Consider the following 15,558-nt stretch of genomic DNA (forward strand, 5'->3'; position numbering starts at 1 on the left):
GCCATGACTCACCAAGTCGCGCTGTCCTTCGAGGACGGTGTCACCCGGTTCATCACGTGCGCTCCCGACCAGACCGTGGCCGACGCGTCCTACCGGCAGCGCATCAACATCCCGCTGGACTGCCGGGACGGCGCCTGCGGCACGTGCAAGGCGTTCTGCGAGTCCGGTGAGTACGACGGCGGGACCTACATCGACGACGCGCTGACCGCCGACGAGGCCGAGCGCGGCTACGTGCTGCCGTGCAGCATGTCCCCGAAGTCGGACCTGGTGCTGCGCATCGCCAGCACCTCGGCCGTGGCCAAGACGCAGGCGGCGACCTACCCCGCGACGCTGACCGCGCTCGAACGGCTCTCGCCGACCACGGTGTCGGTCACGCTGAAGACGCCGGACCGCGACAAGCTGGCGTTCCTGCCCGGCCAGTACGTCAACATCGCGGTGCCCGGCACCGACCAGACGCGGTCGTACTCCTTCAGCAGCGCGCCCGACGAGGAGCACTTGAGCTTCCTGGTCAAGATCACCCCGGGCGGGGTGATGTCGGAGTACCTCACCGAGCGCGCGAAGGTCGGCGACGAGCTGTCGTTCACCGGCCCGCACGGCAGCTTCTTCCTGCGCGAGACCGATCGCCCGGTGCTGCTGCTGGCCGGTGGGACCGGGCTCGCGCCGATCCTGTCGATCCTGCGCAAGATGCGGGCGTGCGGATCGAAGCGCCCCGCGCACCTGATCTACGGCGTGACGACCGACGACGACCTGGTCGAGACCGACGCGGTGACCGAGCTCGCGGCCGACATCGAGAACCTCACCTGGGACTACTGCGTCGCCGACCCCGGCAGCGCAGCGCCCAACAAGGGCTACGTCACCAAGCTGATCCGGGACGAGCACCTGCACGGCGGCGATGTCGCGGTGTACCTGTGCGGACCGCCGCCGATGGTGGAGGCGGTGCGCAAGCACTTCGCCGACGACGGGTTCGAGCCGACCGGCTTCTACTACGAGAAGTTCGCCCTCGCCGCCACTGCGGCTCAGGAACCGGCGCCCGAGCCGGCTCCGGAACCCGAGCCCGAACCGGAACCGTCCGCCGAGGTCGAACCCGAACCCGAACCGGAACCCGAGCTCGTGCCGGAGGCGAACCCCGGCGGGAGCCGGGAGGTCGCCGGGCAGAACCTCTTCCCGGACGTCGCGATCCCGGCCCTGCACGCCGGGTTCGAGCGGTCGGCGGGGGAGGAGACGGTCACCGCGAGCCTGATCGCCGGGCAGCGGATCTGGCAGGGCACCGGCAGCGGCAGCCGCGCCCTCGATCCCGGTGCGGCGCTGATCGAGAACGCCGAGGCCCGATCCATCGCCGGGCAGGAGGTCCTGTCCCCGCCGTCCGACCTCGAACCGCTGACCGCACCCGCGCCCGGCGGGTACGAGATCGGCGAGGAGCACCCGTCGGTGCACGAGTCGGACGCGGTGTTCGAGGCGCGCCAGGCGCTGGAACTCGGTGCGCTCGAACTCACCATCGGCAGGCTCACCTCGCAGCAGCTGGCCGGCTACCGGCTGCTCGCCGAGTCCGCCGTGCCCTACGTCGAGGGCGACCGGTTCGTCGACGCCGCCCAGTACACCGAGACCAACGCGGCCTTCCACGACTACCTGTTCACCCTCACCGGCAACGAGCACCTCCTGCAGGCCTACCGCGCGCTCGGCGTGAAGGGCCACATGGAGACGACGCTGCGCAACGCCACCTGGTGCCACCCGCGGTGCACGCAGGACCACCTCGACATCGTCAGCGCCTTCGAAGCGGGCGACCGCACGACCGCCCGACGGCTGATCGCCGAGCACGCGGACCGCTCGAAGGTCACCACCCGGCGCGCGATGGCCGACGCCGAGTCGGCGAAGCGGCCGCGGTTCATCACCCCGGGACGCTTCGACGGCAAGGTCGTCGTCGTGACCGGATCGGCCCAGGGCATCGGCGAGTGGACCGCACGCCGGGTCGCCGCCGAGGGCGGCGATCTCGTGCTCGCCGACCGGTCGGAGCTGGTCGAGGAGCTGGCCGAGGAGCTCTCGGGCGTGGCCGTGGTGGCCGACCTGGAGACCTGGGAGGGCGCGCAGGCGGTGGTGGACGCGGCGATCGCTCGCCACGGCCGCATCGACGTGCTGATCAACAACGTCGGCGGTGCGATCTGGTTCAAGCCGTTCACCGAGTTCACGCCGGAGCAGATCGAGGCCGAGCTGCGCCGGTCGCTGCTGACGACGCTGTTCACCTGCAGGGCGGTGCTGCCGTCGATGAGCGAGCGCGGCACCGGTGTGATCGTCAACGTCTCCTCCGCCGCCACGCGCGGCGTCCACCGCATCCCGTACTCGGCGGCCAAGGGCGGCATCAACGCGGTCACCGCGTCGCTGGCCCTGGAGTGCGCTGACTCAGGGATCCGAGTGGTCGCCACGGCTCCCGGCGGGACGGAGGCACCACCTCGGCGGATCTCGCGCGGCGGCTCCGCGCTGGAGACGGACGAGGAACGCGCCTGGTTCCAGGCCCACATCGACCAGACCGTGAGCACCTCGCTGATGAAGCGCTACGGAACGCTGGACGAGCAGGCCGCGGCGATCGCCTTCCTCGCCTCCGACGAGGCGTCCTACATCACCGGCAGCGTCCTGCCGGTCGCGGGCGGCGACCTCGGTTGACGCCGGTCGGGACGGGGGCGAGACGTGCCCCCGTCCCACCTCTCGCACGTGCGGCCTCGCGCCGCCGGTTCGGCCTGATCAGGCCGCTTTCCTCCCTCCGACGAATCGGGAGCCCCCCCATGTCCGAAACCGACTCAACGACGCGTCGGCGCCAACGAACCGTCTCCTGGGTCGTGGCCCTGTCCACCATCGTGCTCGTGTTCGACGGCTACGACCTCGTCGTCTACGGCACCGTCCTGCCCACCCTGCTCAAGGACCCGACCCAGCTCGGGGCGATCACGCCCGGCCAGGCGGGCACCCTCGGCAGCTACGCGCTCATCGGAGTCCTCGTGGGCGCGCTGGTCGCCGGCACCCTCGGCGACCTCATCGGCCGCCGCCGGATCATGCTGATCAACCTCGCCTGGTTCTCCGTCGGGATGGGCGCGACCGCGCTCACCCAGAGCGTCGCCGCCTTCGGCATCGGACGCTTCTTCACCGGGATCGGTGTCGGCGCGCTGGTGGCCACGGTCGGACCGCTGGTGGCCGAGTTCGCCGATCCCGGGCGGCGGAACCGGCTCAACGCCATCGTCTACAGCGGAGTGCCCGCCGGTGGCGTGCTCGCCGGGCTTCTCGCCCTGGTGCTCGACGACGTGGTCGGCTGGCGCGGGCTGTTCTGGATCGGGGCCCTCCCGATCGTGCTCGTGCTCCCGCTGGCGCTGGTGAAGCTGCCGGAATCGCCGAAGTGGCTCGCCGCGCGCGGCAAGGTCGAGCAGGCGAAGGCGCTCGCCGAGCGCACCGGGATCGAGCTGCGGACCGAGCCGGCGGCACCGGCGGGCAGCGTCCGCGCGGGATTCCCCGCGCTGGCGTCGAAGGACCTCGCGTGGCCGACGGCGCTGCTGGGCCTGATGAGCTTCGCGGGTCTCCTGCTGACCTACGGCCTCAACACCTGGTTGCCGCAGATCATGGCCAACAACGGCTACGGCAAGACCTACTCGCTGACGTTCCTGCTCGTGCTCAACCTCGGCGCCATCGTGGGTGGCCTGGTCGCGTCGCTGTGGGCCGACCGAGCCGGGGCCAAGCGCGTGGTCGCCACGACGTTCGTCCTCGCGGCGGGCACCCTCGCGCTGCTCCCGCTGAAACTCCCGCTGTTCGTGCTGCTGCTGGCGGTCGCGGTGGCCGGGATCGGCACGATCGGAACGCAGGTGCTCATCTACGGTCTGGTGTCGAACTACTACCCGACCAGGGCGCGCGCGGCCGGTGTCGCGTGGTGCGCGGGCTTCGGGCGGATCGGCGGCATCGTCGGTCCCGTCGTCGGTGGCCTGCTCGTCGGGGCGGGCCTCGGCGGAACCACGGCGTTCTACCTGTTCGCCGCCGTCGCGGCCGGTGCGGCGGCGGTGACGTTGCTGGTGCCCCGCTCGCACGACGAGGAGGAGGCGGCGGAACGACCGCTGGTCGCAGCGGCGGCCGGCAGCTCGAACCCGGTCTAGGCTGTTCGGCGCCGTTGGCGGTGCGCCGGCCGCGTGACTCGACGGTCGCCGTGGCGATGAGTCACCGTGGACGCACCGGCGGCCTGGGACCAACGACGAGGTGGACGTGACACGACCGGCGCAGCCGCTGATCGGGCGGACCGAGCTCGTGGCCGGTCTGGAGCAGACCCTCCAGACCGGCCAGAGCCGTTTCGTGCTGCTCAGCGGGCCGCCCGGGATCGGCAGCTCGACGCTCGCCGAACACCTCGTCCGCCGCCACGACGGTCCCGTCCTGCGCGCCACGGCCGCGGAATGGGAGCCGGAGCAGCCCGGATCCCTGCTGGCCCAGCTCGTCCCGGGCCTGCCGACGTCGAATCCGCTTGCCACGGCGGCAGAACTCGTCGCCCGGCTCGCACCGAGAACGGTGCTGGTGATCCACGACGCGCAGTTCGGCGACCTCGACTCGCTGCGCACCCTCGCCTCGGCCCAGCGCCACCACCCGGAAGCCGCGCTGCGGGTGGTGGCGACCTCCACCACCGGCGATCGGCGGGCGTCGGCCGAGGTCCTGGACCTGCTCCCGCGCATCGCGACCGACGCACCGCGCATCCCGCCGCTGGACGCCGCGCAGATCAGCGAGCTGGCCGCCGCGCGGGGAGTCGCGCTGCACCCGTCGATGGCCGAACGCCTGCGGCGGCACACCCTCGGCAGGCCGCGACCGGCCGTGCAGCTGCTGACCGAACTTCCCCGCGCCACCTGGTCGCAGTTCGAACCCACCCTGCCCGCACCCGCCTCGGTCCAGGCCCTCGTGCGCGAGAGCCTGGAGACGTGCACCCCGAGCGCGCGCGGGTTCGCCGAGGCCACCGCCGTGCTGGGCACCGACGCCCCGGTCCGCAACGTCATGTCCCTGGCCGAGCTCGACGGCGAACCGCTGCCGCTGATGGACGAAGCCACCGCCGCCGGCCTCGTGGCGCTGGCCCCGCGCGGGCTCACCTACGTCAGCCCACCCGACCCGATGGTGCGCGCCGCCGTGCTCACCGTCCTCGGACCGGCCCGACGCGCTGCGCTGCAACGCCGAGCCGCCGAACTGGTCGACGACCCGGTCCGATCCCTGCGACTGCTGGTCGCCGCCAGCCCCGTGCCGGACGCCGAGGTGGCGGGTCGGCTCGAAGCCCTCGCCGGTGAGCGCGCGTCCGAAGGAGCCTGGGGGACCGCGGCGACCCTGCTCAGCGACGCGAGCCGGCTCACCGACGACCCGCAGCACCAGCAGGCGCTGATCACCCGCGCGGTCGACGCGCTCATCGGCGCGGGCGACGTCTTCCGCGCCACGGCGCTGATCCCCGAGGTCGAGAGCATCCGCGAAACCCCGCTGCGGGACGCCGTTCTCGGCTACCTCGCCATGGTCCGAGGGCGCGCGGCCGAAGCGGGCAGCAGGCTCCGGCGGGCCTGGGACATCGTCAACACCGACCGCGAACCCGAGACCGCGGCGCTGATCTGCCAGCGCTACGTGCTCGACGCGCTCTGCCGCTACGACGGTCGCGACCTGGTGCTGTGGGCGGATCGGGCCATCGAGCTGGCGGGCCCCAACACGCCGACGGCGGTCGAAGCCGAGGCCATCCGCGGACTCGGCCTGGCCGCGACCGGCAGCGTGGTGCTGGGCCAGCGCCACTACGACGAGCTGACCGCCCGGCTGCGCCACGGCGCGCAGTGGCAGCGCGCCACGATGGCCCGCGGCTGGATCAACCTGCTCACCGATCGTGTCGACGACGCCCGGGTCGACTTCGAGAGCTCCATGCCCACCGCCTACCTCGGCGGTTCCGCGCGGATCTCGTTGTGGGCCCGCGCCTGGCTCGCCAGGGTGCAGTTCCTCACCGGGGAGTGGAACGAGGCTCTGGCCACCGTCCGCGAAGCGATGGACATGCAGGAGCGCACCGGGATCCTGGTGACCGGCCCGCTGCTGCTGTGGACGGCCGCGGCGGTGCACGCGCTGCGCGGTGAGTTCGCCGAGACCGAGGAGGTCCTGCTCAAGAGCGCGACCGGTGCGGGCGACTACCAGATCATGCGCGTCCCGAGCCAGCTCGCCCGAGCGCACGTGGCCGAGGCCCGCGCCGATTCCGACGGCGTGCTGCGCGCGCTGTACCCGCTGACCCGCCCGTCACCGAGCACCAGCACCGATGAACCCGGCCACTGGCCCTGGCAGGACATGTACGCCCACGCCCTGGTGCTGCTCGGCCGGCTCGACGAGGCCGACGAGTTCCTGGTCCCGCACGAGAAGCTGGCCGCCAAGCGCGGCCACACCTCGATGCGCGCCCGGCTCACCGCCGCTCGCGGCCGCCTGCACGGCGCGCGAGGCGACGTCGCGGCGGCGTCGGCGGCGTTCGACGAGGCGCTGGAGCTGATCAGCGGCCTGCCGCTGCGCTACGACCAGGCCCGCATCAACTTCAGCTACGGCCAGACGCTGCGCCGCCTCCGCCGCCGCGCCCGCGCCGACGTCGTGCTCAGCGCCGCCCGGGACGGCTTCGCCGCCATGGGCGCCACCACCTACGTCGAGCGCTGCGACCGCGAGCTCAAAGCCGGTGGCGTGCACCGGACTCGACCGGAACCGACCGCGGACGCCCTGACGCCGCAGGAGGAATCGGTCACGCGACTGGTCGCACGGGGACTGTCCAACAAGGAGGTCGCGGCGGAGCTGTTCCTGTCCAGCAAGACCGTCCAGTACCACCTCACCCGCGTCTACGCGAAGCTCGGCATCCGCTCCCGCGCGGAACTCGCGGCCCGCAACAACCCCGGCCTGCCTCAGCAGGACTGACGCGGCTGCTTGATCAGCTCCAGGACCTCGCGGAAGGCGGGGTTGTCGCTGTCGTGCAGCCACTCGAAGAGCACCATCTCGGTGGTGACGACGTCGGCGCCGTGGGAGCGCATCCGGTCGAGCGCGCGCTCGCGGTCGGTCTCGACGCGGCTGCCGACGGCGTCGGCGACCACCGCGACGTCCCGGCCGCGTTCCAGCAGCGCCAGGACCGTCTGCAGCACGCAGACGTGCGTCTCGCACCCGGTCACGACGACCGTGCCGGGTCCGGGGTCGAACCCGGCGGCGAAGGACGTCTTCGGCTGGGCCGGTCGCGGCAGCAGCTCGGCGATCTCGCCGACGGTCGTGCCCAGTCCCGCGGGGTTCTGCTCGCTGGCCCGGGCGTCGACGCCCAGCCGCGTCGCGGCGCGGACCAGCCGCGCGTTGTTGTCCAGCACGGCGGAACCGCCCGCGATGGCCGGCATGAGACGTTCCTGCAGGTCCACGACCAGCAGGACCGAGGAGTTGGCGTGCAGCAGCGGCATGGCACCAGCCTAGGCACGACCTCCCGCGACGGCTTCCCGGCGACCCGCCCTCAGCCGGTGCGCACGGTGCCGAGCTGGGTGCGGTGGAGGTTGGACTCGGTGAAGCGCTGGGAGACCGAGCGGATGATGTCGGTCATGGCCGAGGCGGCCGGTGTCGGTGGCCTGCTCGCGTTGCGGGCCAGCAGGATTCGCCGCGTCGGGGCGGGCACGTCGTCGGCGAAGTGCACCAGCCGCACGTCGTGGCGGCGGTTGGTCAGCGCCAGGCGCGGTGCGATCGCGATGCCCAGGCCCGCGGCCACCATCGCCTGCGCCTCCTGGTAGTCGTGGGATTCGTAGGAGATCTTCGGGTCGAAACCGGCGAGCCGGCAGCTGCGCCGCAGCACCTCGGCGACCGGGTGGTTGTCGGCGCGGATGATCCACTCCTGGCTCGCCAGATCGGCCAGGCTGATGCGCGGCTCCTCCAGCAGCTCGGAGTTGGCGGGCACGACCAGGACCGTCGGGTCGTCGAGGAGGTGCTCGACGTGCAGCGCCTGCTCGTCGATGCGGTTCCAGTCGTAGTCCCACAGCAGCGCCAGCTCGACCTCGCCGGTGTCGAGGAGTTCGAGCAGCTCGGCGAACAGCGCGGAGCGCACAGCGGTTCGCATCCCCGGGTGCTTGCGGGAGAACCGGGTCAGCGCCAGCGGCAGCAGCGAGGCGCTGGCCGTCGGGAACGATCCGAGTCGCAGCGTGCCCCGGTCGAGCTGGGCCAGGGACTCCAGATCCGCTTGCGCGCCGCGGAGTTCGCGGCGGATGGCGCGGCCGCGCTCGGCCAGCGCGTGCCCGGCGTCGGTGAGCCGGACCCCGCGTGGCAAGCGGTGCAACAGCGGTTGCCCGACCTCCGCTTCCAATCTGGACATCTGCTGCGACGCGGCGGACGGCGTGATGGCCAGCGCGTCGGCCGCGGCGGTGAGCGAACCGAGTTCGGCGGCCTCCACCAGCAGCAACACCCTGCGGACGTCGAGCACCGAGCCTCCCAAGAGCCTTTAGCTTCGCTTAAGCCAGCGTAAGGATATGAACATTGTACTGAAGTCACCGGTCTTGTCAGGGTGAGCGCCAACGATTCGGAGCGAGGAAGAAGGTTGGCGTGCACGTTCCGGCAACGCTGGTCCGCGGTGGTACCAGCAAGTGTTGGCTGTTCGACGAAGCCGAGCTGCCCACGTCGGTGAGCGACATCGAGGCGCTGCTGGTCAACGCCTACGGTGCCGCTGATCCCGTCCAGCTCGACGGCATCGGCGGTGCCACCCCGACCACGTCGAAAGCCGCGGTCGTGCGGCCCTCCGGCACGCCCGGCGTGCACGTGGACTACCTGTTCGCGCAGGTCGGCATCGGGGTCGGGCGCGTGGAGTGGGGCAGCAACTGCGGCAACTGCGCGACCGCGATCGCGCTGTGGTCGGTGGCCCGGGGCCTGGTCCCGGTCAGCGGTGATCGCACCCGCGTGGTCCTGCGCAACACCAACACCGGCGCGGTCCTCGAGGCCGAAGTCGACACGCCGCACGGGCAGGTGACCGAGTTCGGCACGCAAACCGTTCCGGGAACCCGAGCCGGGGGAGTGGCGGTGGGGTTGACCTTCCTGGACCCGGCCGGCGGCACCACCGGCGCGCTGCTGCCCGCGGGCGAGGTGGTCGAGGAGTGGGAGATCGACGGGCTGCGGGCCCGGGTCACGATGATCGACGCCGGTGCGCCGATGGTCCTGCTGGACGCCGAAGGCCTCACCGGCGCCGAGAACCTCCGCGAGATGGGCGATCTCGTGGGACCGCTGCGGCGGTTCCGGCACCGCGCCGCCGAACGGATGGGGCTGACCTCACCCGGTGCGGCCGTCAACGACGCGGTGCCGAAGGTCGGCATCGTCGGGCCGCCGCGTGCCTACCGGACCCAGCTGGGCGACGAGGTCGCCGCCGCCGAGCACGACGTGTCGGTGCGGATGCTGTCGATGAACGCTCCGCACCCGGCGATCGGGCTCACCTCGGCGGTCGGCGTCGCGGTCGCCAACCTCCTCGACGGTTCCGTCGTCCGCTCGGCGTCCAGCGCCCCCGGTGCGACCGAGCTCCGGATCGCCACTGCAGCCGGTGTCATCGCCGTCACCAGCGGTGATCTCACCACGTCGGGGCCGCGGCGGGTCACCGTCCGCCGCGCCGCCCGCATCCTCTGCGCGGCCGACATCGTGGTTCCCGAGTCGATTCCCGCCTAGCATTCCGCCTGATTCCCACCTCAAGGACAAAGATGTCTGCTGAAATGATCTCCATCGGCGCGCTCGGCGTGATGTTCGTCGTCGCGACCCTGTTACCGATCAACATCGGGATCCTGGCCTTCATCGGCGCGTTCGTCGTCGGCACCGCATCGCTCGGGCTCACCGAGGACGAGATCTTCGAGGGGTTCCCCGTCTCGTTGTTCGTCACGATCGTCGGTGTCACGTACCTGTTCTCGGTGGCGCAGCGCAACGGCACGATCGACCTGCTGGTGCGGGTCGGGATCAGGCTCGTGCGCGGCAAGGCCGCGCTGGTGCCGTGGGTGCTGTTCGGCGTCGCGGCGGTGCTCACCGCCTTCGGCACCTTCACCCCGGCCGCGGTGGCGCTGCTGGTGCCGGTCGGCATGAACTTCGCCTACCGCTACGGCATCAGCCAGCTGATGGTCGGCATGATGGTCATCAGCGGCGCCCACGCCGGAGCCTTCTCGCCGATCGCGGTCTCGGGTGCGCTCGTGCTGGGGATGGTCGGCAACACCCCGCTCGCGGTGTCCCCGCTGGCGCTGTTCCTGGCCAGCTTCGGGTTCAACGTGCTGCTGTCGGTGCTGACCTTCCTGCTGCTGCGTCGCAGGACCCCGGAGGCCTCTGCCGAGTCGGTCGGGGAGGACGTGGAGGCCGCGGCCGAGCCGAAGGTGACGTGGCGGCAAGGGCTCACGCTGGTCGCGCTGGCGGCGCTGGTGGTGGGGGCGCTGGTCTTCCACCTGGAGATCGGGTTCCTGGCCCTGGTCGCGGGCGCGGTGCTGGCGCTGGTGGACATGAAGAACCAGTCCAAGGCGGTCGAGGGGATCAGCTGGTCCACCATCCTGCTGGTCGCGGGCATGGTGACTTACGTGGAGATCCTGGAGAAGGCGGGCACGATCGAGACGATCTCGCACGGCGCCGCCGGGATGGGAGCCCCGCTGTTCGTCGCGCTGCTGCTGTGCCTGGTCGTGGCGGTGGTGTCGGCGTTCGCCTCGTCGACGGCGATCCTCACCGCGATCATCCCGATCGCCGTGCCGCTGCTGCTGGCCAGCCACCTCAGCGCGGTCGGGCTCGTCGCGGCGCTGGCGATCTCGACGACGATCGTGGACACCTCGCCGTTCTCCACCAACGGCGCGCTCGTGCTCAGCAACGCCCGAGGCGTCGACCGGGAGCGCTTCTACAGGCAGATCATCGGCTACACGGCGGGAATCGTGGGAATCGGCCCGATCCTGGCCTGGAGCTTCCTGGTCGTGCCCGCCTCCCTGTGACCTCGAGCACCGCCGGCGCGGAACTCCGTGCCGGCGGTGCTGTCACGTCGTGAGGTTCCGCGTCGGCAGCACCCAGGTCCGCACGTGCCGGACGAGGGCCACGAGGCGTTCGGTGGTGGCGTGGGTGGGGTCGACCAGGCGGCGTTGCAGCAGTTCGCGCCCGGAGGCGTGCACCATCCTGGCGGTGTACTCGGGGTCGGGCATGCCTGGGAAGGTGCGTTCCAGCTCCTGCTGGAGGAAACGCAGGACGAGCTCCTCGGATTCGGCGAGGCGCTGGTGCAGTTCCGGGGGAGCGCCCTGGGGTGGGAACAGGAACAGCCGCCAGGTCGCGGGATGCTCGTCGACGGCGTTGAGCACGCCGCAGAAGGTGCTGACGAGCCGGTCCTCCTCCGGGATTCCGGCGAGCTGCGAAGTCGCTCGTGCGAACTGGATTCCCGCGCGCTCGGACTCGCGGTCGACGAGCGCGACGAACAGGCCCGCGATGTCGCCGAACAGCTGGTAGAGCACCGGGCGCGTGATGCCGGCGTCCTCGGCGATGCGGTTGGGCGTCGCGGCGTGGAAGCCCTCCGCGTCGACGATGCCGTGCGTGACGTCGAGGATCTGCTCGCGGCGGTCGGCCGAGCTCATCCGCTTGCGCGCGCTGGGGGATCCGCTCACCCTTGACACTCTAACTGACAACCTGTCAGTCTGAATTAACAGGTTGAAAGTTGAGGTGTTGCCATGGCGCTCCACCATCCTGAACTCGCCGAGCGCGTCCGCGAACAACGTCGGCGGATGCCCGATCTCTACGGCTCGATCGACTTCGACCGCACCCCGCACCGGTTCACCACCGACCCGCAGGTGAAGTCCGACCTGCCCGCGTGGGTCGCCGATCGTGACTCCGTCCTCGCCGACGAGCGGGCCGTCGAGCTGATCCGCACGACCACCATGCTCGGTGACGTCGTCGCCGACCCCTACGCGGCTCTGGCCAAGCAGCACGGCGCCAAGGGGTTGATCGACATGCTGCGGAAGGCCTGCCGGTCGGGCGTGGACTCCGTCGCCGACGCGCCCGACGAGCTGCGCGCGTTCATCGCATCGATGGAAGCGGCGCCGGAGTGGCTCGACGTCGAGCTGGTCGAGGAGGGCGCGCGGCAGCTGCGCATCGGGGCGGCGTTCCTGTCCCCCTACATCACCCGCGGCGCGTTCCTCGCGACCTTCATCAACACCTACGCCGCCCTGCCGATGGCGCTGACCGGTGCGCTCACCGGGCGCCGTGCCTCCCGCCGGGTCAACGAGACCGCGAACTTCTTCGCGGTGACGACGTTGCCGGGAGCCCTGGAGCGCTACGGGGAGGGCTTCCAGGCGGCCGCCATGGTGCGGCTGATGCATTCGATGGTGCGCTGCAACGCACTCATCAGCCCCGAGGGATGGGACCCCGAGGTGTACGGGGTGCCGGTGCCGCAGGTCGATCAGATGCCCGCCGGTCTGTTCAACATGTACCTGGCGGCGGTGCTCGCCAGGAGCGCCGGCCGCGACGAGTTCTCCCCGCGCGAGCGCGCGATGCTGGAGTTCAGCCGGTACCGGTGCTTCCTGCTCGGTCTGCCCGAAGAGCTCCTGCCCACCACGGCGTCCGGGATCATCGAGGTCTTCCACGCGCGGGCGGCGACGCTGCGCCGCGGCTTCGACGACGCGACCTGCGGGGAGCTGGTCCGCTCCACCATGGCCGCCGACCTCCGGCAGCGGAACTCGTTGCTCGACCAGGCCGCCGAGACCGTGGAGCGCAGCTGGAGCCGGGCCTTCTTCCTCGGGATCTGCGGCGGCGACCTCAAGCGGGCCGAGGCCATGAGCGTCCAGTTCGGACCCGTCGACGCCGCGTGCGTGGCCGCCACCGCGCCGTTCGTGCTCGGCCGGTTCGTGGCGATGTCCGTCGTCGCCGGCCAGCCCCTCCTGCGGAAGCTGACCGACTGCTACACCACCCGCGTGGTCAAGCAGCGGCTCGCCGAGTACGGAAATCCCGAGTACACCACCGATGCCGCCACGTACCCCCGCAGAGCGACCAGCGGTGCCACCTGACCCGGTTCCGCGGACCGGCGAGATCGAGAAACGCCTGTCGGGACCGGTTTCGCCGGGAGTCTCACGCGGTGGGGGTGACGTGTCCGCACGACGTTGGTAGCGTGTTGGGAAATGCCCGCCGTGCAAGCGGTGTCGTGAATCCTGGTCGGTGCGGGCCCACGTAGGGTGACGCCGCGGTCGACCGGATCGCGTTGGAGCGGAGTCACATTCGTCCCGATGGACGCAGAAGCAACTCCGTTCCCACCTGTCTCAGCGCGCGACTCCGAAGGGCCACCGCTGTCGGCGCTCCGATCTTCACCCGGAAGAATGATGAATTTCCGGGTATTTAGTCCTGACCAGGCGTGGAGTGATGCACTCTACGTAAGAAAGCCTGGCGATCTTCGGGTGTGGTACGGAGACTTTCGGCCATGGAGCAAGCCCCTACTCACACTCCGTACACGCCCGCCCAGTACCAGCGGGTGCGCAACGACTACCCCTTCAGCTACGACCCGTGGGGTTCGACCGAGCCCGCGGAGACCGAGACCGCAACAGCCGACCCGTCGATCGACGAGGCTCCCCGGCCGTCGTCGATGGACAAGCTGGGCGAGCTGTTCAAGCAGATGCCTCGCCCCCGTCTTCCCGAGCACGTCGGTCTGAAGCGTGCGCCCAAGCGTCACGGCGTGACCGCCGTGGTCGTGGCCGCCGCGCTGTTGAGCAGCGGGGCCACCGCCGCCGCGACCTACGGGATCGCCTCGTACGCTTCGCAGCCCTCCGCCTCCCCGCAGGCGACCGCGGCCGCCGTGCAGCCCAGCGTCGTGTCGCTCGACCTCGTCGGCCCGGACAGCAAGAGCACCGGTAGTGGCGTCATCGTCGACGAGGGCGGGCGGATTCTGACCAACAACCACGTCGTGGCCAAGGCGGCCAACGGCGCCAAGCTCACGGTGACGTTCAACGACGGCAAGAAGGCACCGGCCCGGGTGCTGCAGCAGGATCCCCGCGCCGATCTCGCGGTCGTCCAGGCCGACGGGGTGAAGGACCTGACGCCCGCGAAGCTCGCCTACGGGCCGGAGCCCGAGGTCGGTCAGCAGGTCATCGCCGTCGGTTCGCCCCTGGGCCTGCCCGGCACGGTCACCAGCGGGATCGTCAGCGCGCTGCACCGCAGTGTTCCGACCGGGAACGGTGCCGGACTCGCCAACGCCATCCAGACCGACGCCGCGATCAACCACGGCAACTCCGGTGGCCCGCTGGTCAACATGGACGGCGAGGTCGTCGGCATCAACACCGCGGTCGCAGGTAAGAAGGGCAACGAGGCGGCCGGACTCGGGTTCACGGTGCCGATCGATCAGGCCCGCGGGCTCGTCGACGGACCTGCCCGGTAGAAGATGTCACCAACCGCGCCGGTGCGGGCCGACACCGTGGTCGGCGAGGTTCTCGCGAATCTGCTTGCGGGCGCGGTGCAAGCGGCTCACCACCGTCCCGATCGGGACGTCGAGCGCGATCGCGGCCTCCGCGTAGGAGAGGCCCTCGATGTCCACGAGGGCGATCACCCTCTTGTTCGGCTGTCGCAACATGCCGAGGGCTTTCTGGACGGCGTAGCCGAAGGAGTCGTCGACGACGACGCTCTCCGGTGAGACGTGCGGTGCGGGATCGCTGATGGTCTCTTCGCGATCGCTGGTGCCGAAGACGAGCAGAGGAGTGCGACGGCGAACCCTGCTGACGTGGGTGTTGTGGAGGATCCGCAGCAGCCACGCACGTGGGAAGTAGCCGTCGAAACTCGTGATTCCGCGGTATGCCAGCAGCAGTGCGTCCTGAGCCAGGTCCTCGGCGTCGGCGGGTTGGTCGGTGAGCGACCGCGCGACCCGCAGCAGCAGCGGGATCTCCGGGACGATGTACCGGTCGAACAACTGCTGCCTTTCGACCACGGAGAAAGTGTCGGACTTGTCCACTGCCTCGACACCCCCTTCTTCGTGGAAGACACCTGCTCGTCGCGACTGACCCGGCGCACCGTGACCGCGTGGAGCGACACCGTTCACCACTACCGTGGACAGAGCTCGAGGTCTTCCGTTCAATGCCAATCGTGTTGTTCTTCCGAGCGATCCGGCTTAATGCCAAGCATCCTGGGTATGCGAGGTGGCATTAAGGGCACAAAGTCACACACCTGAGATGTGGGCCAGTGCCCGCCCCGAATCGGGATTGAGACCGAGAACTGCGGTGTAGACTCGGGATTGTCTGCACCCACGCGAGGTGAGGGCCGGGAAGGTGGTGTGCCGTGCCTGCATGGTTCGAACCCCTGCGGCGAGACCACCGGTCACAGCAGTGGGCGCAGCGCGCCAAGGACGAGCGCACCAGGCAATGCGTGGAGGCGCTTTCCCTGCTGCAGCGGTACATCGACCGGGACCTGGACGCATCGGAGCTCGAGGAGTTCGAGCGCCACTTGGAATCCTGCCGGCGGTGCGAGGCGGAAACGAAGCTGTACCTCGACATCAAGCGCAGCCTCGCGGATCGCAGGGGCTTTCTCGACAACGCGGCATCGTTCAGGTTGCGACAATTCGCGATGGACTTGCGCGACCGGGATTGAAATTCACCGACA

Annotated in this window: 12 protein-coding genes; 8 read left to right on the plus strand and 4 right to left on the minus strand. The window is 70.7% G+C overall.

All coding sequences use genetic code 11. From position 1 onward, the window contains the following. The first annotated feature begins 3 nt into the window (after positions 1-3). The 3 genes from benC to KBO27_RS30785 all read left to right on the plus strand — a co-directional run bounded on the left by benC (position 4) and on the right by KBO27_RS30785 (position 6,906). Entirely contained in the window at positions 4-2,655 is a 2,652-nt protein-coding gene (benC, locus tag KBO27_RS30775; protein WP_210973358.1) for a benzoate 1,2-dioxygenase electron transfer component BenC, read from the plus strand. A 119-nt stretch (positions 2,656-2,774) separates the two neighbouring features. Beyond that, positions 2,775-4,121 (plus strand): MFS transporter, encoded by a 1,347-nt coding sequence (locus KBO27_RS30780; protein ID WP_210973359.1) that lies wholly within the window; start codon positions 2,775-2,777, stop codon positions 4,119-4,121. A 106-nt stretch (positions 4,122-4,227) separates the two neighbouring features. Then, the gene (locus KBO27_RS30785) at positions 4,228-6,906 is read left to right on the plus strand and encodes a LuxR family transcriptional regulator (RefSeq protein ID WP_210973360.1); all 2,679 of its coding nucleotides are present in this window, start codon (positions 4,228-4,230) and stop codon (positions 6,904-6,906) included. Here the strand turns inward: KBO27_RS30785 and KBO27_RS30790 are convergent. Next, on the minus strand, positions 6,894-7,427 hold the full coding sequence (locus KBO27_RS30790; protein WP_210973361.1) for an isochorismatase family protein: 534 nt from the start codon (positions 7,425-7,427) through the stop codon (positions 6,894-6,896). The two genes, KBO27_RS30785 and KBO27_RS30790, sit on opposite strands and share 13 nt — an antisense overlap. A gap of 50 nt (positions 7,428-7,477) precedes the next feature. After that, a complete protein-coding gene (locus tag KBO27_RS30795; RefSeq protein ID WP_210973362.1) occupies positions 7,478-8,431 on the minus strand; it encodes a LysR family transcriptional regulator in 954 nt (317 codons plus the stop codon). Positions 8,432-8,550: 119 nt separating this feature from the next. Here KBO27_RS30795 and KBO27_RS30800 point away from each other — a divergent pair, with 119 nt between their 5' ends. Both KBO27_RS30800 and KBO27_RS30805 read left to right on the plus strand, forming a co-directional pair. After that, positions 8,551-9,654, plus strand: a complete 1,104-nt coding sequence (locus KBO27_RS30800) for a PrpF domain-containing protein (protein ID WP_210973363.1) — start codon at positions 8,551-8,553, stop codon at positions 9,652-9,654. A gap of 32 nt (positions 9,655-9,686) precedes the next feature. Next, complete coding sequence (locus KBO27_RS30805) at positions 9,687-10,937, plus strand: SLC13 family permease (RefSeq protein WP_210973364.1); 1,251 nt, start codon at positions 9,687-9,689, stop codon at positions 10,935-10,937. Between the two features lie 42 nt (positions 10,938-10,979). Here KBO27_RS30805 and KBO27_RS30810 read toward each other — a convergent pair whose 3' ends face one another. Beyond that, on the minus strand, positions 10,980-11,594 hold the full coding sequence (locus KBO27_RS30810) for a TetR/AcrR family transcriptional regulator (protein WP_210973365.1): 615 nt from the start codon (positions 11,592-11,594) through the stop codon (positions 10,980-10,982). 63 nt (positions 11,595-11,657) lie between these two features. Here KBO27_RS30810 and KBO27_RS30815 point away from each other — a divergent pair, with 63 nt between their 5' ends. Together KBO27_RS30815 and KBO27_RS30820 are read left to right on the plus strand one after the other, a co-directional pair. Continuing rightward, a complete protein-coding gene (locus KBO27_RS30815; protein ID WP_210973366.1) occupies positions 11,658-12,989 on the plus strand; it encodes an oxygenase MpaB family protein in 1,332 nt (443 codons plus the stop codon). Between the two features lie 407 nt (positions 12,990-13,396). After that, positions 13,397-14,347: a S1C family serine protease gene (locus KBO27_RS30820; protein WP_210973367.1), complete on the plus strand. Its 951-nt coding sequence runs from the start codon at positions 13,397-13,399 to the stop codon at positions 14,345-14,347. A gap of 6 nt (positions 14,348-14,353) precedes the next feature. On the opposite strand, the gene KBO27_RS30825 is transcribed toward KBO27_RS30820, so the two are convergent. Continuing rightward, entirely contained in the window at positions 14,354-14,890 is a 537-nt protein-coding gene (locus KBO27_RS30825) for a sigma-70 family RNA polymerase sigma factor (RefSeq protein ID WP_210973368.1), read from the minus strand. A gap of 347 nt (positions 14,891-15,237) precedes the next feature. Between KBO27_RS30825 and KBO27_RS34485 the strand changes: the two genes are divergently transcribed. Beyond that, the gene (locus KBO27_RS34485) at positions 15,238-15,546 is read left to right on the plus strand and encodes a zf-HC2 domain-containing protein (protein WP_210973369.1); all 309 of its coding nucleotides are present in this window, start codon (positions 15,238-15,240) and stop codon (positions 15,544-15,546) included. The last annotated feature ends 12 nt before the right edge of the window (positions 15,547-15,558 follow it).

The organism is Saccharopolyspora endophytica, assembly GCF_018070075.1.
Taxonomy (GTDB): Bacteria; Actinomycetota; Actinomycetes; order Mycobacteriales; family Pseudonocardiaceae; genus Saccharopolyspora; species Saccharopolyspora endophytica.

What these genes read in the sequence shown, in the direction of transcription:
- benC (WP_210973358.1), top strand. Translation starts at nt 4, where the DNA reads ATGACTCACCAAGTCGCGCTGTCCTTCGAGGACGGTGTCACCCGGTTC.
- KBO27_RS30780 (WP_210973359.1), top strand. Translation starts at nt 2,775, where the DNA reads ATGTCCGAAACCGACTCAACGACGCGTCGGCGCCAACGAACCGTCTCC.
- KBO27_RS30790 (WP_210973361.1), bottom strand. Translation starts at nt 7,427, where the DNA reads ATGCCGCTGCTGCACGCCAACTCCTCGGTCCTGCTGGTCGTGGACCTG.
- KBO27_RS30805 (WP_210973364.1), top strand. Translation starts at nt 9,687, where the DNA reads ATGTCTGCTGAAATGATCTCCATCGGCGCGCTCGGCGTGATGTTCGTC.
- KBO27_RS30815 (WP_210973366.1), top strand. Translation starts at nt 11,658, where the DNA reads ATGGCGCTCCACCATCCTGAACTCGCCGAGCGCGTCCGCGAACAACGT.
- KBO27_RS30820 (WP_210973367.1), top strand. Translation starts at nt 13,397, where the DNA reads ATGGAGCAAGCCCCTACTCACACTCCGTACACGCCCGCCCAGTACCAG.